Genomic DNA, 22,408 nt, shown 5'->3' on the forward strand with positions numbered 1-22,408 from the left:
CAGGCCCTCCCCGGATCAGGATCGCGATCAGGCGCCGCAGGTGCTGCCCGCGGCCGGCACCTTGCCATCGATCAGGTACGCGTCCACGGTCTTCATGACGCAGCCGTCGCCGGTCAGGTAGGCGCCGTGCCCCTCGCCCTCGTAGGTGACCAGGACACCCGTCCTGAGCTTCTCCGTCAGGCTCGTGGCCCACTGGAACGGCGTGGCCGGGTCGCCCTTGCCGCCGATGACCACGATGGGCGCCGAGCCGGTGGCGTCGATGCGCTTGGCCGCGTCGTCCCCGCGCACCGGCCAGTACTCGCACGCCCCGCTGGTGAGCCCGTCGAAGGACAGCACCGGGAAGATCTCCTTCACCCGCTCGTTGATCTTCGCCATCTGCGCGGAGGTCGGGCGCTCGGCGTAGTCCGCGCAGTTGATCGCCTGCAGGCTGGTCATCATCGTGTTGTACGTGCCGTCGGCACGGCGGCCGGTGTAGGAGTCGGCCAGGGCGAGCAGGATGGTGGCGTTGCCCTTGAGCGCGGCGGCGGTCGCCTGCTCCAGCACGGGCCAGCTCTGCTTGGCGTACAGCGGGGTGATGACGGCGAGCTGGCCCAGCCAGAACGTGAGCTCGCGGTCACCCACCTTGATCGGCCTGGTCTTGAGTCCCTCGACGAAGTCCTCGACCTTCTTGACGACGGCGGCGGGGGTGGCGCCCAGCTCGCAGCTCTGCGCCACGCAGTCCTCGGCGAACGCCTCCAGCGCCTGGTCGAAGCCCGTCGCCTGGATGACGGCGCGCTCCTCGTAGGTGACCGAGGGGTCGAAGGCGCTGTCCAGGACGAAGCGGCCGACGTTCTTGGGGAAGTGCGTGGCGTAGACGGCGCCGAGGTGGGTGCCGTACGAGAAGCCGAGGTAGTTGAGTTGCTCGTCGCCGAGCGCGGCCCTGAGCAGGTCGAGGTCCTTGGCGGCGTTGACGGTGCCCACGTGCGGCAGCACCTTGCCCGACTCCTGCCGGCAGGCCTGGACGAACTCCTTGGCCAGCGCGTCCTGGTCGGCGTCCGCGTCAGAAGCCAGCATCTCGGCGTACTCGTTGCCGCACGTGACGCCGGCGCTGCGGTCGACGCCGCGCGGGTCGAAGCTGACCAGGTCGTAGCGGGTACCGAGCTTGCTGAACGCGGCGGCGGACATGGCCAGCGAGTCCACGCCCGACGCGCCGGGGCCGCCGAAGTTGAACACCAGCGAGCCGAGACGGTCGCCGGTGGCCTTGACCCGGATGAGCGCGAGGTCGATCTTCTCCCCGTCGGGCTCGGTGTGGTCCAGGGGGACCGGAAGCTTGCCGCACTCGACGCCCGGGCCTGGGGTGAGCTGCTTGCCGTCGGGGCCGACGAGGTCGGTGCACGTGCTCCACGCCACCGTGCCCGACGTGCCGCTCTTGGCGGACGGTGCTGAAGTGCTGCAGGAGGTGAGTACCACGGCGCCCAGGAGGAAGGTTGCGAGGGGCTTCTTCATGCAAACAAGCATGGGTTGGCGGGCATATGCCGATGTAGTGGGCGGAAACACCACTTAGAGGTGACTTCGGGGAACAGCGGGAGATGACGAATGTCACCTCCCGCGCGGGGGTCAGCCCCGCCTGGGCCTCCGGACGAACCAGATGCCGAAGAAGCCGAAGCCCACGCCCGTCAAGCAGGTCCAGATCCACCAGGTGTTCTCGGGGGCGGGGCGGAAGATCAGCAGAGCGACGAAGGCGACCGCCCAGGCGGCCGTGCCGACGGCGATGGCGGCCGTGTCGTTGGTCTTGATCGGCTCGGGGTCGGGGTGCCACTGCTGCTTCACGTTGTCCAGCCTAGCTTCCAATCGGGTCTCGATCTCATTACTGGCTCTTTTCGCAGCTCATCACTACTGTCACTCTTCGCGTCGTGAGTGACACACGTAATGCGATAGACCGTTTCTTCGCAATCTCCGCACGAGGGTCCACCGTCTCCCGAGAGGTACGGGGCGGCATCGCCACGTTCTTCACGATGGCGTACATCGTCGTGCTCAACCCGTTGATCCTGGCCAACGGCAAGGACGTGGACGGCCAGTTCATCGCCGACAGCTCGACCGCTCCCGTGGCGCTCGTCGCCGCGGGCACGGCGTTCGTGGCCGGCGTGCTGACGATCCTCATGGGGGTCATCGGCAAGGTGCCGTTCGCGATGGCGGCCGGGCTCGGCCTGAACGCCTTCGTCACCTTCCAGATCGCCACGGTGATGACCTGGGAGGAGGCCATGGGCCTGGTCTTCCTCGAAGGGATCATCATCGCCGTGCTGGTGCTGACGGGGCTCAGGACGGCGATCTTCCACGCCATCCCCGCCCAGTTGAAGACCGCCATCAGCGTGGGCATCGGCCTGTTCATCGCGCTGATCGGGTTCGTGGACGCCGGCTTCGTGCGCAAGGCCGCCGGCACGCCCCTGGAGCTGGGCATCGGCGGCGCCCTGACCTCTTGGCCGATCTTCGTGTTCATCGTCGGGCTGCTGGCCACGGCGGCGATGGTGGCGCGCAAGGTCAAGGGCGCCATCCTCATCGGGATCGTCGGCACCACGATCCTGGCCATCATCGTCGAGGCGATCGCCAAGGCAGGCGCCTCGTCGGCCGACAACCCGGGCGGCTGGCAGCTCAACCGGCCCGTCGTGCCCGACCAGATCTTCGGCTTCAACAACCCGCTCGTCCTGTTCACCGAGTTCGACCCGTTCGGCGGTTTCATCCGGGTGGACGTGCTGCTGGCCGCCCTGCTCGTCTTCACCCTGCTCATCACCGACTTCTTCGACACGATGGGCACCATCGTGGGCGTCGGCCGCCAGGCGAACCTGGTGCAGGAGGACGGGACGCTGCCGCGTACCAGGGAGATCCTGCTCGTCGACTCGCTCGGGGCCGCCGCCGGCGGCGCCGGCTCCGTCTCCTCGAACACCACCTACATCGAGTCGGCCGCGGGGGTCGGCGAGGGCGCTCGCACTGGTCTCGCCAGCGTGGTCACGGGGTTGCTGTTCCTCGTGGCCATCTTCTTCGCGCCGCTCGTCACCGTCGTGCCCTACGAGGCCGCCGCGCCGGCGCTGGTCATCGTCGGCTTCCTGATGATGACCGCCATCAGGGACGTCGACTGGAACGACTTCGACATCGCGATCCCGGCCTTCCTCACCATCGTGATCATGCCGTTCACGTACTCGATCTCGAACGGGATCGGCGCCGGGTTCATCAGCTACGTGCTGATCAAGGTGGTGCGCGGGAAGGCGCGCGAGGTGCACCCGCTGCTGTGGGGCGTGGCCGCGCTGTTCGCGCTCTACTTCGCCATCGGCCCGATCCGGGCGATGCTCGGCCTCTGAGCCCGTACCTGACCGTCACACCTTCGAAGCCGTCCCGCACACGCGGGGCGGCTTCGGGGTATCAAGGGGTGGAACGACAGTTGTGTCCGGAAATATCCCGCCTTGCCGTATAGTTAGCAAAGGTAATGACTCATGCTAACCAAAACCCAGCCCAAGATGAACCTGCGCAGCGACGCAGGCCTGGCTTCAGCCCTGCGCGTGTCGCTGGCAAGGCTGAACCGACGCCTACGACGACAGGCGGCAGTGCACTCGCTGACGCCCACACAGTTCGCGACCCTCGCCGCGGTGGAACGGCATTCCGGGATAACCCCCGGCGAATTGGCCGAGCTCGAGAAGGTGCAACCGCCCTCGATGACGCGCGTGATCGCCGCTCTCGAGGAGCGCGGCCTGGTCGCCCGCACCCCGCATCCGACCGACCGGCGCCAGGTGACCGTCTCGGTGACCGAGGCCGCCGAGAAGCTGCTGAAGGAGGAGCGCCGCCGCAAGGAGGCGTGGCTGACACAGCGGTTGAAGGAGTTGTCCCCGGAGGAGAGGTCGATCCTCAGGCAGGCGGCGCCGATCCTGGAGAAGCTCAGCAAGATCTAGAGCCCGAAGAACCCAGGACCGGGATGTTCCGGTCACTCAGGATTCGTAACTACCGCATGTTCGCGGCGGGCGGCACGGTCTCCAACATCGGCACCTGGCTGCAGCGCACCGCCCAGGACTGGCTGGTGCTCGACCTGACCGCCGGCCCCGGCAACGTCCACGGCAGCGCGGCGGCACTCGGCACGGCGACCGCGCTGCAGTTCCTGCCGATGCTGCTGTTCGGGATGTTCGGCGGCGTGCTCGCCGACCGCTATCCCAAGCGGCCCATCCTCATCGGCGCCCAGACGCTCATGGCCGGGCTGGCGCTCACCATCGGCATCCTCACGATGACGGGCGCCGCCCAGGTCTGGCACGTGTACGTGATGGCGTTCCTGCTCGGCATGATCTCCTGCGTGGAGGTGCCGACGCGGCAGGCGTTCGTGGTCGAGATGGTCGGCCGCGCGGACCTGCCCAACGCGATCGCCCTCAACAGCTCCATCTTCAACCTGGCCCGCGTGGTCGGCCCGGCGCTCGCCGGCGTGCTGATCTACGTGCTGGGCGGGACGGGGCCGATCTTCCTGATCAACGCGCTGACGTTCGGCGGGGTGATCTCCAGCCTGATCTTCATGCGCAAGGCCGAGCTGAACGTGACCGCGCCCGTCCCGCGGGCCAAGGGCCAGCTCCGCGAGGGGCTCCGGTACGTGCTCCAGCGCGAGGAGCTGCTCATGCCGGTGCTGCTGATCGCCTTCGTGTCGATGTTCTCGCAGTCGTTCTCGATGTCGATCGCGCTCATGGCGCGTGAGGTGTTCGGGGCCGGGGCGTCGTCGTTCGGGCTGGCGTCCAGCATGTTCGCGGTGGGGGCACTCGGCGGGGCGCTGCTCGCGGCGCGCCGGGCGCGGCTGTCGCGCAAGGTGCTCTTCGCCGGGGCGATCGGGTTCGGGCTGTTCCAGATCGCCACCGGGGTGGCGCCGTTCTACCCCGTGTACCTGCTGCTGCTGATCCCCACGGGGATCGCGCTGATCACCATCAACACCGTCGCCAACGCCAGCGTCCAGATCGCCACCTCGCCCGACATGCGGGGGCGGGTCATGGGGATCTACATGCTGGTCTTCACCGGCGGGGCTCCCCTGGGGGCGCCGCTGATCGGGTGGCTGTCCGAGCTGGGCGGGCCACGGACGGGGGTCATCCTGTCCGGCGTGCTGGTCCTGGCCGGGACGGGGCTGGCCGTGCTGATGACACGGTTGATCAGCTCGCGCGTGGGCAAGCCGGCGCTCGCCATGGCATGAGTCATTCGCCCGGCGCCGTCGTCGCCGGGCCGCTGGGCGGGCACTCGTGGCATGCGGGTGCCCGCTCTTGTCGTACGGGCGGTGTGAGGGGCGGGGGCGGGCGGGGGAAGAATCGTGGGGTATGAGGCTCTTCGCGGCGCTGGTGCCGCCCGACGACGTGCTGGACGAGATCGCGCGTGCCATCGCGCCGCACGTCGGGCAGGTGCCGGGGTTGCGCTGGCCCGATCGGCAGACCTGGCACATCACGCTCGGGTTCTTCGGTGAGGTGCCCGAGCCGGTGCTGCCCGAGCTGGAGATCCGCCTGGCCCGTGCCGTACGCCGCTACCCCGTGCTGAACCTGGCCTTCGACGGCTTCGGCGCCTTCTCCTCCGTGCGGCGGGCACGGGTCTTCTGGGTGGGTGTCAGCGGCGATTCCATGACCAGGCTCGCCGACTCCGTCAAGGCGGGCGCGCGCCGCGCGGGAGCGGCGCAGACCGACGAGAAGCGCTTCCACCCCCATCTCACGCTCGCCCGGGCCAAGGCCGAGACGGACCTGCGGGAGCTGGTGGAGTCGCTGTCGGGGTTCAGGGGGTCGCCGTGGCGGGCCGAGCGCGTCCGGCTCGTCCGCAGTCACACGGGGGCGCAGGTGAGGTACGAGTCACTCGCCGAATGGGCGCTGGCACCCGCTGAGCAGAGCTAGGCTCCAGGTCGTGGATCGTCCTCGCTCCTGGCTGCTGCCCGTCGTGCTCGGCCTGCTGCTGCTGATCGTCATCGTCGGCGCCCTGCTGAGCTGACGCCGCGCACGCCGTCAGGGCCGCTGCCGTGCGGAGCGGCCCGCCGTGCGGAGCGGCCCGCCGGGCCGTCGTGAAGCGGCGGCGGCCAGGCGCGGCACTCCAGGCCCTGCGGAAGGCCTACCAGGCGTAGTCCTCAGGGGCGGTGCGGTGGCCGGGGAAGATCTCGTCGAGGCGGGCCAGGGCGGCCTCGCCGAGGTCGATCTCCAGGGCGCGCAGGCTGCCTTCGAGCTGCTGCATCGTGCGCGGGCCGATGATCGGCGAGACGACTGCGCGCTGCTTGAGCAGCCAGGCCAGGGCGACGTCCGCCGGTTCCTCGCCCAGCTCGTCGCAGAACTTCTCGTACTGCTCGATCTTGTCGCGGTGCCTCTCCAGCTGCTTGAGCATGTGCTCGGCGCCCGAGCGGCCCTTGTCGAGCTTGCGCAGGACGCCGCCGAGGAGGCCGCCGGCCAGCGGGCTCCACGGGATGACGCCGAGGCCGTAGTCCTCGGCGGCCGGCAGCACCTCGAGCTCCGGCGCGCGCGTGAGCAGGTTGTAGTGGGTCTGCTCGCTGACCAGGCCGAGGAAGTTGCGGCGGGCCGCCGTCTCCTGGGCCTTGGCCAGGTGCCAGCCCGCGAAGTTGGACGAGCCGACGTACAGGATCTTGCCCTGCTGCCGCAGGACCTCCATGGCCTCCCAGAACTCCTCGAACGGGGTCGTGCGGTGCACGTGGTGAGCCTGGTAGATGTCGATGTAGTCGGTCTGCAGGCGCTTCAGCGAGGCGTCGCAGGCCCGGCGGATGTTGAGCGCGGACAGCCCTCGCTCGTTGGGCCAGTCGCCCATGTCGCCGTAGACCTTGGTGGCCAGGACCGTCTTCTCCCGGCGCCCGCCGCCCTGGGCGAACCACCGGCCGATGATCTGCTCGGTGATGCCCTCGCCCTTCTGACCTCCATAGACGTTCGCCGAGTCGAAGAAGTTCAGCCCCAGCTCGTGAGCCCGGTCCATGATCGCGAAGGAGTCCTCCTCCGTGGTGCGCGGGCCGAAGTTCATGGTGCCGAGGCAGAGCGGGCTCACCAGGAGACCGCTGCGTCCGAGGTTGACGTAGTCCATGCACTCAACCCTAAGGACCTGGAGCGCACTCCAGGCCATAGACTCGCTTCATGATCTCGGAACCCCTGCCGGATCTCTCCCTCTCGTGATCGCGCTGCTGCGCGCCGCCGTGCCGATCTTCCTCGCGATGGTCGCGGGCACGGCGGGATCGCTGGTGGTCACCTCGGTGCTGGGTAACCACGACACGGTCACGCTGGCCGCGTTCGCCGTGGTCAGCGCCGTGCTCAGCGCCGCGGCCGCCGCCGTGCAGGGCGCGTTGCGCGGGCTCGGGCCGTTCGTGGCCCCGTTCAGGGAGGAGCCCGCGGCGGCCGTGCCGGTCGTGCGGGACGCGCGCTGGCTCAGCCTGGCCACGGGCATGCTGGGCGCCCTCGCGGTGCTCTGCGTGCCGCTGCTCGCCCGCGTCACCGGGGTGCCGGACGAGGTGGTGCGGGAGATGGGCGCGCTGCCGTGGCTCCTGGCGGTGTATCTGCTGGTCTTCGCCTCCACCGGCGGGGCGGGCACCATCCTGGTCGCGCTGGGGCGCAGCCGTGACGTGCTCTGGCCGACCCTGGTGTTCGGGGTGGGGGTGGGCGGGCTCACCGCCCTGCTGGTGCCGGGGCTCGGGCTGACCGGGGTGGGCATCGCCTGGGTGGTCTCCGGCGCGGGGGCGGCGGGCGTGGCCGCGATCAGCCTGCGGCGGGCGCTGGGCCGGCCCATCGGGCAGGGACGGCCCAGGACACGCGAGATCGTGAAGCTGGCGAAGGTCAGCATCCCGCTGGCCGGGACCGTGCTCATCAAGTTCGGCGTGCTGGGGGTGGTGACCTTCGCCGCGAGCACCACGGGCCCGCGGGACACCGCCGCCCACGCGGTGCTGAGCACGCTCACCGGCCTGATCATGCTGGCCTCGTTGTCCGTCGCGCAGGCCGCGGTGCCCGAGGTGGCCCGCGCGCCCGACGCGGCCGGGGCACGGCGGGCTCAGCGGGGCGCGGCCCTGCTCGCCGTCACAGGGACGCTCGTGGTGGCGGGTTTGCTGCTCGGGCTCGGGGAGAACGTGCTGGCGCTCTTCACCGACGACGTCGCGGTGCGGGAGCGGGCGCTCGGGCTGCTGCCGCTGATGTTGCTGTCGTCGGTGCTCGACGCGGCCCAGGCGGTGCAGGGCACCGGGCTGACCGCGCTCAAGCGCTCCGCGTCCAGCCTGCTCTTCTTCGTCATCGGGTACGGCCTGCTGGTCGTGGCCGCCGTGCCCGTCGGCAGGACCTGGGGGATCGACGGGCTGTGGACGGCCATGGCGGTGGCCAACGGGCTCCTGGTGGTGTTGCAGGGCACCGGCTTCCACCGCCACAGCGCCAAGGTCGGTCAGAACCCGGGCAGCACGAGGGCGCCCGCCCAGGCACGGTAGGGGGCGCGTGGCGCAGCGCCGCCCTCGTCAGCTCCTGGCCAGGTGGTGACGCCCACGGCGGCGATCGTGTCGGGCGGGCGCGGGTTGACTCCCTTGGTCGCGCCGTGGGTGGGGCATGATGGCTGGCGTGGGGGACTTCGTGACCAGGATGCTCGTCGTGGCGGCCATGTGCCTGCTGCCCGCCGCGCCGGCCTTCGCCGCGGCGGCTCCGGCCGACGACGGGATGGAGAAGCTGTTCACCTTCAGGGACCAGCGGATCACCGAGTCGAGCGGGCTGGCCGTGTCGCCCACGCACGACGGCGTCTACTACACCCACAACGACAGCGCGGCCACCCCGACGTTCTACGCGGTGGACGGCCAGGGGCGCACGCGGGCCACGTTCCAGGTGCGCGGCGCGCAGGCGCGCGACTGGGAGGCCATGGCGGCCACGAAGGACCCGCGGACCGGGCGCGGGGTGCTCTGGTTCGCCGACATCGGCGACAACCTCGACGGCGCCTGGCCGAACGTGTCGGTCTACAAGGTGACCGAGCCGCGGACGATCGCCGACGCCACGCTGCCCGCCACCCGCTACCGGTTCCGGTACGCCGACGGCGCGCGCAACGCCGAGGGCCTCATGGTGCACCCGCGGACCGGGCGGCTGTACGTGGTGTCCAAGGAGTTCTCCGGCTCGGTGTACGCGGCGCCGCAGGAGCTGCGTACGGACCGGGTGAACGTCCTGCGCAAGGTCGCGAGCGCGCCCCTCATGGCCACCGACGCCGCCTACGCCCCCGACGGCTCGTCGTACGTCGTGCGCACCTACTTCTCCGCCACCCTCTACCGCCCCTCCGGTGAGACGATCGGCAGGGTGACGATGCCGGAGCTGGAGCAGGCCGAGTCGATCGCCTACACCTCCGACGGGCGGTCGTTGCTCGCCGGTACCGAGGGGCCGCGCAGCCCCGTCTACCGGGTGCCCCTCCCGGCCGGGAGCACGCCCACGCCGAGCCCGGTCAGGGCCGAGGAGGAGAAGGAGCCGGCCCCGGTGGCGCGGGCCGGCGAGAGCGACGGCACGGGGTTGACGATCAGGGACGTGCTCATCTGGCTCGCCGCGGCGGCGGCCGCGATCGGCGTGATCACCTTCCTGGCCCGCCGAACACGCTGAGGGCTCAGGGCTCGCGGCGCATGGTGGCGGTGAAGATGTCGCCCCTCAGGGCGCGCTCGACCACCTCGATCGAGCGTGACAGCCGCACCAGCCGCGGCCCCTCCTCCCGGTAGGTGTCGAGCACCGCCTCGATGGCGTGCGGCGGCAGGTGTCCCTTGAGGTCGACCGCGGCCGCCCGGTAGCCGGCGCGGGCCGCCTCGACGGCCGACCTGACGTGGTGGCGGGCCATCGCGGCCAGCGCCACGGGATGCCGTCTGAGCACCTCGTACGCCCGGTAGTCCGGCGGCACCGCGTCGAGCAGCCAGGCCACTGCCGAGGTCTCCCAGTCGGGCACGCTGGGAGGCCGGACCTCCGCGGGCCATTCCGGTGGGACGTACATACGGACATCGTACTCATGTTCGATTCGCCCGGATATGGCGGGGATGGCGGGTAACGCGGAAAATCATCATGTGACGGAGAAGATCGGAGTCGTGGGCGCCGGCATCGTCGGGCTCGCGGTGGCGCGCGAGCTGGCCACCACCAGAGGGGCCGAGGTGACCGTGCTGGAGAAGGAGGGGCGCGTCGGCGCCCACCAGACCGGGCACAACAGCGGCGTCGTGCACGCGGGGATCTACTATCCGCCGGGCTCGCTCAAGGCCAGGCTCTGCCGGGAGGGCGTGGCGCTGCTCAAGGAGTACTGCGCGGCGCACGCGCTGCCGTACGAGGAGGTCGGCAAGCTGGTCGTGGCCGCCGGCCGGGCCGAGCGGCCGCGGCTGGCGGCGCTGGCCGAGCGGGCGCGCGCCAACGGCGTGCCGGGCATCGCCGAGCTGGACGCGCTCGCGCTGCGCGAGATCGAGCCGCACGCGGTCGGCGTGGCCGCCGTCCACTCGCCGCACACGGCGATCTGCGACTTCCCGGCCGTCGCGCGCCGGCTCGCGCTGGACGTGGCCGAGCTGGGCGGGTCCGTACGCCTGGCGCACCCCGTCAGGGCGCTCAGGGAGCGGGCGGGCAAGGTCGAGGTGGTGGCGGGGAAGCGCAGGTTCGCCTTCGACCGCCTGGTGGTGTGCGCCGGGCTCGGCACCGACGCGGTGGCGGGGATGGCCGGGGCGGGCGGTGACGTGCGGATCGTGCCGTTCAGGGGCGAGTACTACGCGCTCAGGGGCGCCGCCCGGGACCTGGTGCGGGGGCTGATCTATCCCGTGCCTGACCCGCGCTACCCGTTCCTCGGGGTGCACCTGACCCGGCGGATCGGCGGCGGCGTGCTGGTGGGGCCGAACGCGGTGCTGGCCACGGCGTACGAAGGGTACCGATGGTCGAATTTCCGTAATGTTCGGCAAATTCTTGGTTGGCCGGGAACGCTGCGCATGGCCAGGACGCACTGGCGTACCGGACTTAAGGAAGTCTATGGATCCGTGGTCAAGGGCGCGTTCCTCATGGGTGCCCGCCGCTACGTGCCCGAGCTCACCGCCGCAGACCTGGAGCGGGCTCCCGGTGGCGTACGCGCGCAGGCCGTCGCCAGGGACGGAAGTCTGGTGGATGACTTCGTGGTGGATGTCCAGGGAAAGGTAGTTCTGGTGAGGAATGCCCCTTCCCCGGCCGCCACCTCAAGTCTGGCCATTGCCCGGCATATTGCCGGAATTGTCCCAGCACTCGTCCGATGAGGGCATCCTTGGATGTGATGGAATCACGCCTGCTGATAGTCGAGGACGATCCGAACATCCTCGAACTCCTCGCCGCGAGCCTGAGGTTCGCGGGTTTCGACGTGACCACGGCGAAGAGCGGTCTCGACGCCGTGGCCGCCGTGCAACGGCACCGCCCCGACCTCGTCGTGCTCGACGTCATGCTGCCCGACCTGGACGGTTTCGAGATCGTCAAGCGGTTGCGCGGCGGCGGGCTGCACACGCCGGTGGTGTTCCTCACCGCCCGTGACGAGACCGAGGACAAGATCCGCGGGCTCACGCTCGGCGGCGACGACTACGTCACCAAGCCGTTCAGCCTGGAGGAGGTGGTCGCCAGGATCCACGCCGTGCTGCGCCGTACCGCGGGGGAGACGCAGGCGGCGCCGCCGCGGCTGACGTTCGCCGACATCGAGCTGGACGAGGAGAGCCACGAGGTGTGGCGCGGAGGCAACGCGGTCGCGCTGTCACCGACCGAGTTCAAGCTGCTGCGCTACTTCATGACGAACGCCGGGCGGGTCCTGTCCAAGCCGCAGATCCTCGACCACGTGTGGGACTACGACTTCCGGGGCGAGGTGGGCATCGTCGAGTCGTACGTGTCCGTGCTCCGCCGGAAGATCGACAACCGGAGCCCGCGGCTCATCCACACCCTGCGCGGCGTCGGGTACGTCCTGCGCCTGCCGCCGAGCCCCTGATGCGCGGCTTGCCGCTGAGGATCAAGCTGATCGCGTCGATGCTGGCGCTGCTGGGCTTCGGCATGTTCTTCATCGGCGTGGTCAGCGTCTCGGTGCTGCACGGCTATCTGCTCGACCGCGTGGACAGCCAGCTCCACCTGCTCAGCGCGCGCATGGACAAGAAGGTCAGGAGCGACTGGAGGAAGGACAGGGAGACCGCCGAGCACCCGATCCTCATCGAGTCCGACGCGATCGCCCTGGTCAAGGAGCCCGGCGGCCCGTACGTGCCGATGCTGACCGACCGCGACGTGGACAAGAAGCCGATGCCCGTGCTGCCGCGCTCGCCCGGCCCCGAGCCCTACACGGCGCCCGCCATCAGCGGCGACGGCGAATGGCGGGTGCTGGGCAGCGTCGTGGCCCAGCGGCGCACGCTCGTGGTCGCCGTGAGCCTGGAGGAGGTGGACGCGATCACCACCCGGCTCGTGCTCATCGAGCTGCTGGGCGGCGGCGGCATCCTGCTCATCCTGGCCGTGGCCGGGGTCACGATCGTCCGGCACAGCATGCGGCCGCTGCGCGAGATCGAGCGTACGGCCGAGGCCATCGCCGGGGGCGAGCTGGGGCGCCGGGTGCCGGACGGCGACCCGCGTACCGAGGTGGGCGGCCTGGCCAGGTCGCTGAACGGGATGCTGGCCCAGATCGAGGCCGCGTTCGCCGCCAGGTCCGCGTCCGAGGCGGCGGCCCGCCGCTCCGAGGACCGTATGCGGCAGTTCGTCGGCGACGCCTCCCACGAGCTGCGCACCCCGCTCACCTCCATCCGCGGCTTTGCCGAGTACGCCAGGCAGAACCCCGGCGCCGACCCCGTCGAGCTGATGCAGCGCGTGGAGAAGGCGGCGGGCCGGATGAGCGTGCTGGTGGACGACCTGCTCCTGCTGGCCAGGGTGGACCAGCAGCGCCCGCTGAAGATGCGGCCGGTGGACATGCTGGCGCTGGCCGCCGACGCCGTGCACGACGCCCGCATCCTCGCCCCCGACCGGCTGATCAAGCTGGACGTGGTCGGCGGCGCGGCCCTGATCGTCTCCGGCGACGAGGTACGCCTGCGCCAGGTCGTCACGAACCTCGTCACCAACGCCATCGTGCACACCGAGCCCGGCTCCCCGATCATCGTCCGGGCCGGGGCGAGCGGCGACAAGCTCTTCGTCGAGGTCGTCGACCACGGCCCCGGCCTCACGCCCGAGCAGGTCGAGCACGTCTTCGAGCGCTTCTACCGGGCCGACTCCGCCAGGTCCCGCCGCCGCTCGGCCGAGGACCGCGGCAGCGGGCTCGGCCTGGCCATCGTGCAGGCGCTCGTCCGCGCCCACGACGGCACCGTCACCGTGGACAGCTCCCCCGAAGGGGGCTCCACCTTCCGCGTCGAACTCCCACTCGCCTTGGAGTGAGCCTTCAGCTAACCCTCAGGTCGTTTTGTCACTCTAAGTAGGTGACGAAACCCGAGGCGCTGATCATGGTGGTGGACGACGAGCCCAGCATCAGGGATCTGCTCGCCGCCAGCCTGCGCTTCTCCGGGTTCGAGGTGCTGACGGCCGCCGACGGTGAGGAGGCCGTGGAGGTGGCCGTCCGGACCTCGCCCGACCTGGTGGTGCTCGACGTGATGCTGCCCGACCTCGACGGGTTCGAGGTGGCCAGGCGGATCGACGCGCCCGTGCTGTTCCTGACCGCTCGCGACGCCACCGAGGACAAGATCGCGGGGTTGCGGGTGGGGGACGACTACGTGACCAAGCCGTTCAGCCTGGAGGAGGTGCAGGCCAGGATCCGGGCGGTGCTGCGGCGCACGCGGGGGGAGGCCGCGCCCGCGAGCAAGCTGAAGGTGGCCGATCTGGAGCTGGACGAGGAGGCGCGCGAGGTGTCGCGCGGGGGCCGTCAGGTGCGGTTGTCGCCCACCGAGTTCAAGCTGCTGCACTACTTCATGGTCAACGCCGGGAGGGTGCTGTCGAAGGCGCAGATCCTCGATCACGTGTGGAACTACGACTTCGGCGGGGACGCCGGCGTGGTCGAGTCGTACGTGTCGTACCTGCGGCGGAAGGTGGACGACGTCGAGCCCCGGCTCATCCACACGCTGCGCAGCGTCGGCTACGTCCTGCGCGAACCCCCTGCCTCCGGCTGACCACCACGCCCGAGCCCGGCAGGACCCGCACGGCGGTGCGGCGGGTGAGGCGGAATGCGGGTCAGTCCCCTGGACCGGCCGAAAACGGGGTTAGCGTGGTCCTATGGACCTGCTGCACGCGCTGGAGTCGCTGCGGCGACCGCTGGACAGGGAGCTGTTCCCGCTGGCGGTCGGCGAGGCGGACGCCGACCGGCGCGCGCTGCGCGAGCTGACCGGCCAGCTCGACGACTACCTGCTGCCCCGCCTGCGCGCCCTGGACGCCCCGCTGCTCGCCGTCGTCGGCGGCTCGACGGGCGCCGGCAAGTCCACGCTGGTCAACTCGCTGGTCGGCACGGACGTGGCCGAGCCGGGCGTGCTGCGCCCCACCACGCTGGTGCCCACGCTCGTGGTCAGCCCCGCCGACCGCTCCTGGTTCATGGGCCAGAACGTGCTGCCCGGCCTGTCCCGCGCCACCGGCGAAGGCCCGGGTGCGCTGCGCGTGGTGACCTCGCCCGCGCTGGGAGCGGGGCTGGCGCTGCTCGACGCGCCCGACATCGACTCCGTGGTGACCGCCAACCGCGAGCTGGCCTCCCAGCTCCTCGCCGCCGCCGACCTGTGGCTGTTCGTCACCACCGCCGCCCGGTACGCCGACGAGGTGCCGTGGAGCTTCCTGCGCTCCGCCCGCGAACGCAGCACCGCGCTGGCCGTCGTGCTCGACCGGGTGCCCCCGGAGGCCGTCGAGCCCGTCTCCCGCGACCTCGCCCGCCTGCTCGCCGAGAACGGCCTCGAAGGCAGCCGGCTGTTCACCGTGCCCGAGGCGGCGCTGCCCGACGAGAAGGCCAGGCTGCCCGCCGCCTTCGTCGAGGACATCTCCTCCTGGCTCACGGGCCTGGCCGCCGACGCCGCGGAACGCTCGCGGGTCGTCCGCCAGACGCTGTCCGGAGCGCTCGACAGCCTGGCCACCCGGGTGCCCTCGCTGGCCGCCGCCGTCGAACGCCAGCAGGCCGCCTTCGACGGGCTGCGCTCCATCGTGGCGGGCGCGTACGCGGGCGGGATGGCCGACTTCGACGAGGGCATGCGGGACGGCTCGCTGCTGCGCGGCGAGGTGCTGGCCCGCTGGCAGGACTTCATCGGCACCGGCGACCTCATGCGCACCCTGGAGAGCCGCGTCGGATGGCTGCGCGACCGCGTCGTCGGCTTCTTCACGGGACGGATGCCGGAGGTCCAGCTCAGGGACGCGCTGGAGAGCGGCGTCGAGGCGCTGATCAGGGGCGCCGCCGACGGGGCCGCCGAGCGAGCCCTGGAGGGCTGGTCGGCCGCGCCCGGCGGCCCCGGTCTCCTCGAACGGCTCGGGGCCGTCGAGTCCGCCCGGCTCGGGCGCGCCTCGGCCGACCTCGCCAAGCGGGCCGAGTCGGCGGTGCGGGGATGGCAGGAGTACGTCCTCGACCTGGTCCGCGAGGAGGGAGCCGAACGGCGCACCACCGCCAGGGTGGCCTCGTTCGGGGTGAACGGGGCCGGGCTGCTGCTCATGCTGGCCGTGTTCGCCTCCACGGGCGGGCTGACGGGGATCGAGGTGGGGATCGCGGGCGGGACGAGCGTGCTGTCGCAGAAGCTGCTGGAGGCCGTGTTCGGCGACCAGGCGGTGCGGTCGCTGACCGCGCGGGCCAGGGAGGACCTGCGGGAACGGGTGCGCGGGCTGCTGGATGAGGACGCGGCCAGGTTCACCGCCCGGCTGGAGCCGGTGGAGCCGCCCCGGGGCACGGCGGAGGCACTGCGCGCGGCAGCCGGACGCATCCGCGACCACCGCGCCGAGCTGCCCGCGGCGGTGACGGCGGAGCTGCCCGTACTGGGGGCTGCGGACGTGACAAGGGTGAAGGACGTACCGGAGGCCGGGGACACGCCGGAGGAGAGGCCGTGAAGCTGCTGCGGCGCGAGGAGGGGCCGTGAAGCTGCTGCGGCGCAAGGAAGGGCCGTCGCTCGACTCCCGGCTGGCCGCCCTGCTGGAGGCGGCCACGCTGGGCGAGGGGCGGCTGTCCGAGCGGGCGGTGTCGGGCGCGCGTGCCGTGGCGGAACGCGCCGGGGTACGCCGCGAGCTCTCCATCGACCACACCGTGGCCGCCCTGGCCGGAGCCACGGGCAGCGGCAAGTCCTCGCTCTACAACGCGCTGGCTGGTGAGAACCTGGCGGACGTGGGCGTCACCAGGCCCACGACCTCGACCGCCCAGGCGGCGCTGTGGGACGGCGAGGGCGCGGGGCCGCTGCTGGACTGGCTGGACATCCCGCGCCGCCACTCCGCCGCCGACCCGGGCCTGTCCGGGCTCGTCCTGCTGGACCTGCCCGACCACGACTCCATCCGGCTGTCCCACCGCCTGGAGGTGGACCGGCTGGTGGAGCAGGTCGATCTGCTGGTGTGGGTGGTGGACCCGCAGAAGTACGCCGACGCCGCGCTCCACGAGCGATACCTGCGCCCGCTGGCCGGGCACCGGGACGTGATGGTCGTGGTGCTCAACCAGGTCGACCGGCTGCCGGCCGACGCGGTGGAGCGCTGCCTGCGCGACCTGCGCCGCCTCCTGGACGACGACGGGCTGCCGGGGATCCCGGTGCTCGCCGTCTCGGCCCGTACGGGGCGGGGCATGGACGAGCTCCGGGCGCTGCTCGGGGAGCGGGTCTCGGAACGCAGGTCCTGGTCGGCCCGGGTGGCCGCCGACATCACCACCGCCGCCGGCAGCCTCGCCGCCGCCGGCCCTCCACAGGCTGTGGAGGACGACGGCGACATGCCAGGCCTTCCCCCGGCCGGCGCGGTGGCGGAGCGTGGGGCGCTGGCGCTCGGGCGGGAGGAGCCCGGCGGGGCGGGGGCGTCCGGTGAGGGCGAGGCGCAGGCGAGGAGCGGCGGCGTCGCCAAGCGCGTGGCCGGGGCGGAGCGGGCGCTCACCGGTACGTTGTGCGCGGCGGCCGGGGTGCCCGTGGTCGTGGAGGCCGTGGCGAAGGGGCACCGGCACCGGGCCGTCGTCGCCACCGGATGGCCGGTCACCAGGTGGATCAGGAAGTTCCGCCCCGATCCCCTGCGCAGGCTGCGGCTCGGCGGCATGGCGCCCAGGGGCCGATCGGGCGGCGGGCAGGCGGGCGGGGAGATCGTCGGCCGTACGTCCGTGCCGGCGGCGTCGGCCGTGCAGCGGGCACAGGTCGAGACGGCGGTCAGGGACGTCGGCGAGGTGGCGGCTGCCGGGCTGCCCGCGGCGTGGGCGGTGGCGGTGCGGCAGGCGGCCAGGTCACGCGCTCAGGAGCTGGCGGACGCGGTGGACCGGGCGGTGGCCACGACGTCCGCCGTCGGCACGAGGCGGCCGCGGTGGTGGCGGGCCGTGAACGTGCTGCAGTGGCTGGTGTTCGCGGCCATGCTGGCCGGTGCCCTGTGGCTGGGCGTGCTGTTCGGGATGGACTACCTGCGCCTGCCTCAGCCGCCGCTGCCGACCGCCGGGGTGGTGCCGTGGCCGACGGTGCTGCTGGTGGGCGGCGCGCTGGCGGGGGTGCTGATCGCGCTGCTGTCGAGGCTGGCGGCCTGGGCGGGCGGCAGGCGCAGGGCCCGCCGCACGGCCAGGGCGCTGCGCGAGTCCATCGGCGGGGTCGGCAGAAAGCTCGTGCTGGAGCCGGTGGAGGCGGAGCTGGACACGTACGCGCGCTTCACCGAGGCTCTGGAGCTGGCCCGCGCCTCCACCTGATCAGCGGCGCCGGAGCAGCGGGGTCGCCAGCACCGCCCCCGCCAGCGCGAACGCGGCGCCCGCCAGGAAGGGAGCGCCGTGGCCGAAGCGCTCCCCGACGATCCCGGCCACCGCCGCTCCCGCCGCGCCGCCCACCCCGAGCCCGGTCGAGACCCAGCCGAACGCCTCCGCCTGCGCGGTGGGCGCGTACTCGTCCACGAGCAGTGACGACGTGGTCAGCGCCGGGTTGAGCACCAGCCCGCCGGCGAACAGCACCACGCAGAACACCGGCAGCGGCTCGATCAGCACCAGCGGCGCCAGCGCGAGCCCGAGCAGCAGCATCAGCCCCACCAGCCGCACCCGGGCCGGGGCGCGCCACGCGCGGGCCCCGTAGGCGGCGGCCCCCGTGATGCCGCCCAGCGACAGCGCCGCCACCAGCACCCCCGTGGCGGCGGGCACGTCGCGGGCGGTGGCCAGCGCGGGCAGCCCCACCTGCAGCGCCCCGAAGGTGCCGCCGTGCAGCAGCACGACGGCCATCAGCACCAGCATCCGGCGGTCGGCGAAGGCCCGCCCCCGCTCGCGCCGGTGCCCGTCCCCGCCCGCCTGGAGCGCCCGGGCGAAGGCCAGCGTGCCGGCCCCGGCCGCCCCCGCGACCAGGCCCAGCGCGAGCGACGCCGAGGCCACCGCGATCAGCAGCCCGAACACCAACGGCCCGGTGAGCATGGCCAGCTCCTGCACCAGGTAGACCAGGCTGTAGGCGGCCGTGCGGCCCCCGCCGGCGACCCTGCGGCCCCACTCGACCCGCATGCTGACGGAGACCGGCGGCAGCCCGATGCCCGCGATCCAGGCCAGCACCACCATGGGCCACCACGGCGAGCCGGGCCGCGCGCTCGCGAGCAGCGCCAGCAGGGCCGCCACGTGTAGGAGGGCGGTGCCCGCCAGCACGATCCTGGCCCCGTGGCGGTCCATGAGCCGCCCCTGCACCGGCCGGCCCATGCCGGCCCCGACGGAGAACGCCGCCGTCGCCGCCCCCGCCAGGGCCAGCGAACCGCTCGCGCCCTGCGCCACGAGCACGATCCCGACGGGCGCCACCTGCTGCGTGAGCTGGGCCAGGAACCCGAGCACGGCCTGCGGCGCGACCCCGGGCAGGCCGAGCAACCTCCGGTAGGGGAGGCCGCCCGGCCCGTTCCGTGTCATGTGCCGCACGCTACCCCTGAAGATCAGAAGATGGAGCAGCCGTACGCTCTCTGCGACTTCTCGTTCCGCAAGGTGATCTCCTCCTCCGGCATCGGCGTCTCCGAGACCGAGAGGGTGGCCACGCCGGGCTCGGTGAGGAAGCCGCCGTCGACGTGCCAGGTGCCGGGCACCGAGGTCCTGAGGTCGCTGCCGTCGTCGTTGCCGACGAGCGCGGATGGGCGGAGTGTTTCAGCCCGTTCCGAGGGATCCGGCCACCTCGCGGAGGGCCGCGAGGAGCGGGCGCAGGAGGGGATGGGCGTCGGAGCCGCGGCGTACGGCGGCGAAGACGCGGCGCTCGGGGCCCGGCGTCTGCCGCACCACCACCCCGGACAGCGCCATGTCGCGCAGCGCCAGCCGTGGCACCAGCGCCACCCCGGCCCCCGCCCCGACCAGGGCGACCACGGCGCGGAAGTCGTCGGAGCAGTGCACCAGGCCCGGCGTGAAGCCCGCCTGCTGGCAGGCGAAGGTGATCACGTCGTGCACCGGGTTGCCCGGGTAGGGGCCGATCCACGTCTCGGAGGCCAGCGACACCAGCGTGGCCGAGCCGGCCAGCGGGTGGTCGCGGGGGAGCACCAGGTCGAACGGCTCGGCGTACAGCGGACGGCGCGACAGCCGGGGGTCGGCGGCGTCGGGGGCACCGCGGTACTCCACGGTGATGGCCAGGTCCGCCTGGCCGTCCAGCAGCATGGCCAGGCTGTGGTCGCCCTCGGCGTCCTGCACGCGTACGCGCACGCCGGGCGACGTCTCGCGCAGGGCGGCGATGGCGGGGGAGAGCACGGCGCTGATCGCGGTGGCGAAGCAGGCCACGGTGACCTCGCCCGCCTCGCCCGTCGTGTACGCCGCCACCTCGGCCTCGGCGCGTTCGAGCTGGGCGAGGACCTGGTTCGCGTGACCCAGCATGATCCTGCCCACGGCGGTGAGGTGCACGCCGCGCCCGTCACGGGTCAGCAGGCGGTGCCCCACCTCGTGCTCCAGCGCCACGAGCTGCTGGGACACGGCGGAAGGCGTCAGGTGCAGAGCGGCCGCCGCGGCGGTGACCGTGCCGTGGTCGGCCACCGCGCGCAGCGTACGCAACCGCCGCGTGTCTATCACGCAGCGAGGATACTCAGCTCGCCGGCGAGCGAGGGCTCAGCCCCGTGCCTGGGCGAACGCCTGGACGGCGCGGTCCACGTCCTGCTCGGAGTGGGCGGCCGAGAGCTGCACGCGGATCCTGGCCTGCCCGTGCGGCACGACGGGGTACGAGAAGCCGATCACGTAGATGCCCAGGTCGAGCAGGCGTTCGGCCATGGCGCCGGCCTCGGCGGCGTCGCCGATCATGACGGGCACGATCGGGTGGTCGCCCGGCAGGATGTCGAACCCGTTCCTGGTCATCTCGCTGCGGAAGCGGGCGGTGTTGGTGCGCAGCCGCTCGCGGGCTTCGTTCGAGGTCTCCAGCAGGTCGAGGATGCGCAGCGACGCCGAGGCGATGACGGGCGCGAGGGAGTTGGAGAACAGGTACGGGCGCGAGCGCTGCCGCAGCAGCTCGCAGATCTCCTTGCGGGCCGCGACGTAGCCGCCGCTGGCCCCGCCCAGGGCCTTGCCGAGCGTGCCGGTGATGATGTCGATCCTGTCGGTGACGCCGTGCAGCTCGGGGGTGCCGCGGCCGGTCGGGCCGACGAAGCCGACGGCGTGGGAGTCGTCGACCATGACCATGGCGTCGTACTGCTCGGCCAGGTCGCAGATCTCCCGCAACGGCGCGAGATATCCGTCCATGGAGAACACGCCGTCGGTGACGATCAGCCGCCGCCGCGCCTGCGACGCCTCCTTCAGGCGGGCCTCCAGCTCGGACATGTCGCGGTTGGCGTACCGGAAGCGCTGGGCCTTGGACAGGCGGATGCCGTCGATGATGCTGGCGTGGTTGAGCGCGTCGGAGATCACCGCGTCCTGGGCGTCGAGCAGGGTCTCGAACACGCCGCCGTTGGCGTCGAAGCAGGAGCTGTAGAGGACGGTGTCCTCCATGCCGAGGAAATCGGACAGGCGGGCTTCGAGCTCCTTGTGCACCTCCTGGGTGCCGCAGATGAAGCGTACGGAGGCCATGCCGAACCCCCACCGGTCCAGCGCCTGCTTGGCGGCCTCGACCACGGTGGGCTCGTCGGCCAGGCCCAGGTAGTTGTTGGCGCAGAAGTTGAGCACCTCGCGGCCGGCCACGCTCACCTGGGAGCTCTGCGGGGTGGAGATCACGCGTTCGGGCTTGAGCAGGCCCGCCTCGGTGATCTCGTCGAGCGTCGTACGCAGTTGCTGGCGCACGTTCGTGAACATCACAGACTCCAATCCAGGATGACCTTGCCGGTCCGGCCGCTGGCCGCCGTGTCGAAGGCGGCGTCGAAGTCCCGGTACGAGAACCGGTCGGTGATCACGGGGGAGAGGTCGAGGCCCTTCTCCAGCAGGACGGACATGTTGTACCAGGTCTCGTACATCTCCCGGCCGTACACACCCTTGATCGTGATCATGGAGGTGACGATGGTGGACCAGTCGACGGCGAACTCCTCGGCGGGCAGGCCCAGCATGGCGATCTTCCCGCCGTGGGCCATACTGGCGATCATGTCGCGCACGGCCACCGGGTTGCCGGACATCTCCAGCCCGACGTCGAAGCCCTCGCGCAGGTGGAGCTGGCGCATGCCCTCGGCGATCGAGGAGCGGGAGACGTTCAGGGCGAGGGAGACGCCGAGCTTGCCGGCCAGGTCGAGGCGCTCGTCGCTGACGTCGGTGATCATCACGTTGCGCGCGCCGACGTGCGTGGCCACGGCCGCCGCCATCAGGCCGATCGGGCCGGCGCCGGTGATCAGCACGTCCTCGCCGACCAGGGGGAAGGACAGCGCGGTGTGCACGGCGTTGCCGAACGGGTCGAAGATGGCCGCCACGTCGGGGTGGACGGGCACGCGGTGCACCCAGACGTTCGAGGCGGGCAGCGTGACGTACTCGGCGAAGGCGCCGTCCCTGTTGACGCCGAGCCCGATCGTGTTGGCGCACAGGTGCCTGCGGCCGGCCATGCAGTTGCGGCACTTGCCGCAGACGATGTGTCCCTCGCCGCTGACGAGGTCGCCGACGGCGATGTCCTCGACGCCCGGCGCCACCTCGACCACGTGACCGGAGAACTCGTGCCCGACGATGAGCGGGAGCTCCAGCGCGTGCCGCGCCCAATCGTCAAATTTCCGAATATGTAGGTCTGTGCCGCAGATGCCGGTCCGCAGCACCCGGATCTTCACCTCGCCGGGACCGACCTCGGGCTCGGGCACGTCCACCAGCCACAGGCCGGCCTCGGCCCGCTCTTTGACCAGCGCTTTCATGGCCCCCCACTTTCGCCGTTACGAACCTAGTGCACTGTGCCCGCCAGGCACGGGACGTGTCCATCGAGGAGTTCTTAAGTGCCCCCACAGCTCTGCTTCACGCGACCGCCGTACCTGGCAGAATT

At 71.9% G+C, this 22,408-nt stretch carries 21 protein-coding genes; 12 read left to right on the forward strand and 9 right to left on the reverse strand.

Features of this window, described 5'->3' with window-relative positions; genetic code table 11:
* Window positions 1-27: 27 nt before the first annotated feature.
* Together AB0I79_RS57615 and AB0I79_RS57620 are read right to left on the reverse strand one after the other, a co-directional pair.
* A complete protein-coding gene (locus tag AB0I79_RS57615; RefSeq protein ID WP_357893560.1) occupies window positions 28-1,485 on the reverse strand; it encodes an alpha/beta hydrolase in 1,458 nt (485 codons plus the stop codon).
* A gap of 111 nt (window positions 1,486-1,596) precedes the next feature.
* Window positions 1,597-1,809 carry a DUF2530 domain-containing protein gene (locus AB0I79_RS57620; protein WP_357893562.1) on the reverse strand — a complete coding sequence of 71 codons (213 nt, stop codon included), beginning with the start codon at window positions 1,807-1,809 and terminating at the stop codon, window positions 1,597-1,599.
* 83 nt (window positions 1,810-1,892) lie between these two features.
* Here AB0I79_RS57620 and AB0I79_RS57625 point away from each other — a divergent pair, with 83 nt between their 5' ends.
* The 4 genes from AB0I79_RS57625 (at window position 1,893) to thpR (ending at window position 5,861) form a co-directional block, all read left to right on the forward strand.
* Window positions 1,893-3,332, forward strand: a complete 1,440-nt coding sequence (locus AB0I79_RS57625; protein ID WP_357893564.1) for an NCS2 family permease — start codon at window positions 1,893-1,895, stop codon at window positions 3,330-3,332.
* Between the two features lie 132 nt (window positions 3,333-3,464).
* On the forward strand, window positions 3,465-3,917 hold the full coding sequence (locus tag AB0I79_RS57630; RefSeq protein WP_357893566.1) for a MarR family transcriptional regulator: 453 nt from the start codon (window positions 3,465-3,467) through the stop codon (window positions 3,915-3,917).
* A gap of 23 nt (window positions 3,918-3,940) precedes the next feature.
* A complete protein-coding gene (locus tag AB0I79_RS57635; RefSeq protein ID WP_357893568.1) occupies window positions 3,941-5,182 on the forward strand; it encodes an MFS transporter in 1,242 nt (413 codons plus the stop codon).
* A gap of 121 nt (window positions 5,183-5,303) precedes the next feature.
* Window positions 5,304-5,861, forward strand: a complete 558-nt coding sequence (thpR, locus tag AB0I79_RS57640; RefSeq protein WP_357893570.1) for an RNA 2',3'-cyclic phosphodiesterase — start codon at window positions 5,304-5,306, stop codon at window positions 5,859-5,861.
* Window positions 5,862-6,072: 211 nt separating this feature from the next.
* On the opposite strand, the gene AB0I79_RS57645 is transcribed toward thpR, so the two are convergent.
* A complete protein-coding gene (locus AB0I79_RS57645; protein WP_357893572.1) occupies window positions 6,073-7,041 on the reverse strand; it encodes an aldo/keto reductase in 969 nt (322 codons plus the stop codon).
* 85 nt (window positions 7,042-7,126) lie between these two features.
* Here AB0I79_RS57645 and AB0I79_RS57650 point away from each other — a divergent pair, with 85 nt between their 5' ends.
* Window positions 7,127-8,419 carry an MATE family efflux transporter gene (locus tag AB0I79_RS57650; protein WP_357893574.1) on the forward strand — a complete coding sequence of 431 codons (1,293 nt, stop codon included), beginning with the start codon at window positions 7,127-7,129 and terminating at the stop codon, window positions 8,417-8,419.
* Between the two features lie 127 nt (window positions 8,420-8,546).
* Entirely contained in the window at window positions 8,547-9,557 is a 1,011-nt protein-coding gene (locus AB0I79_RS57655; RefSeq protein WP_357893576.1) for a hypothetical protein, read from the forward strand.
* Window positions 9,558-9,561: 4 nt separating this feature from the next.
* Here the strand turns inward: AB0I79_RS57655 and AB0I79_RS57660 are convergent, their stop codons facing one another.
* Window positions 9,562-9,936: a hypothetical protein gene (locus AB0I79_RS57660; protein WP_185100420.1), complete on the reverse strand. Its 375-nt coding sequence runs from the start codon at window positions 9,934-9,936 to the stop codon at window positions 9,562-9,564.
* A 70-nt stretch (window positions 9,937-10,006) separates the two neighbouring features.
* Between AB0I79_RS57660 and lhgO the strand changes: the two genes are divergently transcribed.
* The 6 genes from lhgO (at window position 10,007) to AB0I79_RS57690 (ending at window position 17,742) form a co-directional block, all read left to right on the forward strand.
* Window positions 10,007-11,197, forward strand: a complete 1,191-nt coding sequence (gene lhgO, locus AB0I79_RS57665; RefSeq protein ID WP_357893578.1) for an L-2-hydroxyglutarate oxidase — start codon at window positions 10,007-10,009, stop codon at window positions 11,195-11,197.
* Window positions 11,198-11,214: 17 nt separating this feature from the next.
* Complete coding sequence (locus AB0I79_RS57670) at window positions 11,215-11,907, forward strand: response regulator transcription factor (RefSeq protein ID WP_357893580.1); 693 nt, start codon at window positions 11,215-11,217, stop codon at window positions 11,905-11,907.
* Window positions 11,907-13,322, forward strand: coding sequence for a HAMP domain-containing sensor histidine kinase (locus AB0I79_RS57675; protein WP_357893582.1), 1,416 nt, complete (start codon window positions 11,907-11,909; stop codon window positions 13,320-13,322). Before AB0I79_RS57670 ends, AB0I79_RS57675 begins: the two co-directional genes overlap by 1 nt.
* Window positions 13,323-13,387: 65 nt before the next feature.
* On the forward strand, window positions 13,388-14,047 hold the full coding sequence (locus tag AB0I79_RS57680) for a response regulator transcription factor (protein ID WP_357893634.1): 660 nt from the start codon (window positions 13,388-13,390) through the stop codon (window positions 14,045-14,047).
* 103 nt (window positions 14,048-14,150) lie between these two features.
* The gene (locus tag AB0I79_RS57685) at window positions 14,151-15,944 is read left to right on the forward strand and encodes an ABC transporter (RefSeq protein WP_357893584.1); all 1,794 of its coding nucleotides are present in this window, start codon (window positions 14,151-14,153) and stop codon (window positions 15,942-15,944) included.
* 25 nt (window positions 15,945-15,969) lie between these two features.
* Window positions 15,970-17,742 carry a YfjP family GTPase gene (locus AB0I79_RS57690; protein ID WP_357893586.1) on the forward strand — a complete coding sequence of 591 codons (1,773 nt, stop codon included), beginning with the start codon at window positions 15,970-15,972 and terminating at the stop codon, window positions 17,740-17,742.
* Here the strand turns inward: AB0I79_RS57690 and AB0I79_RS57695 are convergent, their stop codons facing one another.
* From AB0I79_RS57695 to tdh, 5 genes are read right to left on the reverse strand one after another with little or no spacing between them, the layout of a single operon-like run.
* Complete coding sequence (locus AB0I79_RS57695; RefSeq protein ID WP_357893588.1) at window positions 17,743-18,918, reverse strand: MFS transporter; 1,176 nt, start codon at window positions 18,916-18,918, stop codon at window positions 17,743-17,745. It abuts the gene before it with no gap.
* A gap of 23 nt (window positions 18,919-18,941) precedes the next feature.
* The gene (locus AB0I79_RS57700; protein ID WP_357893590.1) at window positions 18,942-19,088 is read right to left on the reverse strand and encodes a hypothetical protein; all 147 of its coding nucleotides are present in this window, start codon (window positions 19,086-19,088) and stop codon (window positions 18,942-18,944) included.
* A 58-nt stretch (window positions 19,089-19,146) separates the two neighbouring features.
* The gene (locus AB0I79_RS57705) at window positions 19,147-20,049 is read right to left on the reverse strand and encodes a LysR family transcriptional regulator (protein ID WP_357893592.1); all 903 of its coding nucleotides are present in this window, start codon (window positions 20,047-20,049) and stop codon (window positions 19,147-19,149) included.
* A gap of 36 nt (window positions 20,050-20,085) precedes the next feature.
* Entirely contained in the window at window positions 20,086-21,255 is a 1,170-nt protein-coding gene (locus tag AB0I79_RS57710) for a glycine C-acetyltransferase (protein ID WP_357893594.1), read from the reverse strand.
* On the reverse strand, window positions 21,255-22,283 hold the full coding sequence (gene tdh / locus AB0I79_RS57715; RefSeq protein ID WP_357893596.1) for an L-threonine 3-dehydrogenase: 1,029 nt from the start codon (window positions 22,281-22,283) through the stop codon (window positions 21,255-21,257). Before tdh ends, AB0I79_RS57710 begins: the two co-directional genes overlap by 1 nt.
* Window positions 22,284-22,408: the final 125 nt, after the last annotated feature.

The organism is Nonomuraea sp. NPDC050202 (assembly GCF_040656115.1).
In the GTDB taxonomy this organism is placed as follows: Bacteria; Actinomycetota; Actinomycetes; order Streptosporangiales; family Streptosporangiaceae; genus Nonomuraea.